The organism is Methylobacterium sp. D53M, assembly GCF_053345625.1.
On record NZ_JBKFAL010000073.1, the window covers coordinates 1 to 1,782 of the forward strand.

The window sequence follows — 1,782 nt, forward strand, 5'->3', positions numbered from 1 at the left end:
CTCGAGGTCGAGGCGGACCTGGTTGCGGTAGGCCGCGTCCCCGGGGGCGAGGCGGGCGTGGAAGAGCAGACCCTCCTGCAGGGGGGTGAGCGGGTAGAGGTCGGCGAGGCTGTCTGGGGCCAGGGCGTGGCCGGCGAGGAGTGCGTCGAGGCCGGGTTGGTCGAGGCGGGCGAGGGGCAGGTCGGCGGGGGTGGGCCGGCGCGGGGTGCCCGGGTCGGCGCAGTGGGCGACGAGGGCCTGGAGGGTGTGCCGGGTGTCGCGGGCGATGGCGGCGATGGCGGCGGGGTCGTGGCGGTCGGGGCTGAAGCGCCAGGCGAGGTTGAGGCGGCCGTCGCGCACGAGGGCGGTGAGGGTGAGCTCGGCGCCCGCGGGGCTGTGTGGGTCGCGCATGGGCCCCGCGCTCTCGGGGGCGAGGGCGAAGGGCGCGTCGGGGTCGGCGCGGTCGGCGTCGATCTGGCCGAGGTAGTTGAGGAGGATGCCGGGCTCGGGTGCCGCGGCGATGCGGTGGCGCAGGTCCGCTGCGGGGCCGTGGCGCAGGAGGTCGTGGCTGAGGTCGGGCTGGGGCAGGGCGCGGCGGGCTTCCTTGACCCGGCAGAGAGCAGCACCGAGGGCGTGGCCGCGGGCGGCGTCGTCCGGCGGCAGGTCCGGTTCGCCGCCGAGGGGATCGAGCCGCAGCGGCACCAGCGTGGTGAACCAGCCCACCGTCCGGCTCAGGTCGTGGCGGGGCAGGGTCGGGCCGTCCTGCGCGTCGGAGAGGGGTTCGGGGAAGAGTTCTGAGAGGGGTTCAGCGAGCGCGTCGGCCAGGGCGTCGGCATCGCGACCGTGGCGCTCGAGGGTCACGCCCACCGCCGTCCCGTCGCCGCGCCGCGCCAGCGCGATCGACAGGGCGGTGAGCAGGATCTCGTCGGGGTGCGTGCGGTAGGGCCGGCCCGCCCGGCGCAGGAAGGCGTCGGTGGCGTCGGCGTCGAGGCTGTCGGCGATCTCGGTCTGGGCGGATTCGACGTTGGGGGCGTCGGGCCGGACCGGCCGCAACGCGGCATCGAGGCACGGCCCCCCGGCCTGCCAGCCGGCCAGCCAGGATTCGCGGCGCCCGGCATGTCCGGGGTGCCGGGCCAGGACGTCGAGGCTGCGGGCCCAGCCCGGGAAGCTCGTCGGCGGGGGCGCGAGCGGCCGCCCGGCGAGGGCCGCCGCGAGGTCCTGGATCAGGATGCGCCACGACATGGCGTCGACCACGAGGTGGTGGGCGACGAGGAGGAGCCGCTCGGTCCCGTCCGCCGGCAGGGTGACGTGCACGGCCCGCCAGACCGGCCCTTCGGCGAGGTCGAGGCTCGTCTGGGCTTGCGCGGCGAGGGCCGCGAAGGCCGGCGCACCGTCCGCCGCGCGCCGCCACAGCGGGGGCTCCTGCCCCGGTGCCCGGCAGGTCTGGGTCCAGGCCCCGTGCGCGTCCCGAGCGAAGCGCAGGCGCAGCGCGGGATGGGCGGCCTCGACGGCCGCGAGCGCTTCCGCGAGGCGGCCCGGGTCGAGGGGTGCCCGGGGCGCGAGCACGATCGCCTGGTTCCAGTGCTGCCGGTTCGGGACGGGACCGTCGAGGAACCGGCGCTGGATCGGGGTGAGGGGAACCGGACCGGCCTCGCGCGCCGGGTCGACCTGGGGGGCCGGCGCGGCCGCGCTGTCCGGGGCCGCGTCGAGATGCGCCGCCAGGGCGGCGAGGCGCGGGTGGGTGAAGACGTCCCGCGGCGTCAGTGCGAGGCCGCTCTCCCGGGCGCGGGCGACGAGCTGGAG

The 1,782-nt window shown here is 77.9% G+C and carries 1 protein-coding gene; it reads right to left on the minus strand.

The genetic code is table 11. From position 1 onward, the window contains the following. A partial coding sequence (locus ACLBYG_RS31530) for a condensation domain-containing protein (RefSeq protein ID WP_447684079.1) occupies window positions 1-1,782 on the minus strand: 1,782 nt, incomplete at both ends.